Genomic DNA, 1,202 nt, shown 5'->3' with positions numbered 1-1,202 from the left:
CGCTCGGCACCGGGCACGGCGCCCCGCCCGTCGGCCGAGGCGTCGGCCGGCGCGTCGGCCCGGTCGGCGTCCGGGCCGGTGGCCGGGAGACCGGCGGAGAGGGTGGGTGACTGTTTCGACGGCATCGTCAGCTCCCGCGGATCGTGGAACGGGGATCGGCCAGGGCGACGGCGACGTCCACCGCGAACGTGATCAGCAGGGCGGCCGTGCCGTACACCAGCACCACGCCCTGCACCAGCGGATAGTCCTTCTGCGTGATCGCCTGCACGATGGTGGTGCCGAGGCCGGGCCAGGCGAACACGTTCTCGACCAGCACCGTCCCGGTGATCAGCGACGTGAACAGCAGGCCGCCGAGGGTGAGCGAGGCGGTCAGCAGGTTCGGCAGCGCGTGCCGCAGGTAGCGCAGCCGGGCGGGCAGCCGCTTGGCCCGCGCGGTGCGCATGTAGTCCTCGCCGAGCACCCGCAGCGCCTCCACCCGGACGATCCGGGCGAGCGCGGCGGCGGGGACGGCGGCCAGCGACACGATCGGCAGGACGTAGGAGGCCGCGCCGCCGCGCGAGGCCACCGGCAGGACCGGGACCGCCACCGCGAACACCGCGACCAGGCCCACCGCCAGCAGGAACTCCGGCACCGCGCCCAGGAGGCCGGTGACGGCGGCGAAGCCGAGCTCGGTCCCGCGCCGCCGGCCCTCGCGCGTCAGCACGGCGGCGGCCATGCCCACCGGGACCGCGATGGCCAGGATCAGCGCGAACGCCGGGACGGCGATCTCCAGCGTCGCGGGCAGGCGGCTGGTGATGACCTGCGCGACCGGCAGGTCGGTGCTGATCGAGTCGCCCAGGCGCAGGTGCGCCAGCCCGGACAGGAAGTTCCAGTACTGCTCGAGCAGCGGGCGGTCCAGCCCGAGCGCGTGCCTGCGGTCGGCGACCAGCTGCGGGTCGGCGGTCGGGCCGAGCGCCGCGCGGACCGGGTCGCCCGGCACCAGGTGGATCATCGCGAACGAGGCGGTGACCAGCACCAGCAGCGACACGACCAGGCGCCCGGCCCGGCGGACCGCGAACCCGGCCCAGGGATGCGTCTCGTCCAGCCGGCCCACGGCACCCCACGAGCCGAATTCGCGCCCGCCGGGACGCCGGCCGCCGGGACCGGCCGGGCCTCGTTCCGCCGTCTCGGGCGCCGGGCGTGCCGCGCCGGGGTCTGCCGGG

At 76.5% G+C, this 1,202-nt stretch carries 1 protein-coding gene; it reads right to left on the bottom strand.

Annotation, left to right across the window (positions count from 1 at the left end; translation table 11 throughout):
* Positions 1 to 127: 127 nt before the first annotated feature.
* A partial coding sequence (locus DZF91_RS23545; protein ID WP_207661897.1) for an ABC transporter permease occupies positions 128 to 1,202 on the bottom strand: 1,075 nt, incomplete at its 5' end.

The organism is Actinomadura logoneensis, assembly GCF_003428695.1.
Lineage (GTDB): Bacteria > Actinomycetota > Actinomycetes > Streptosporangiales > Streptosporangiaceae > Spirillospora > Spirillospora logoneensis.
The sequence above is the reverse complement of the archived record's forward strand: the minus strand, read 5'-3'. Positions and strand labels throughout refer to the sequence as shown.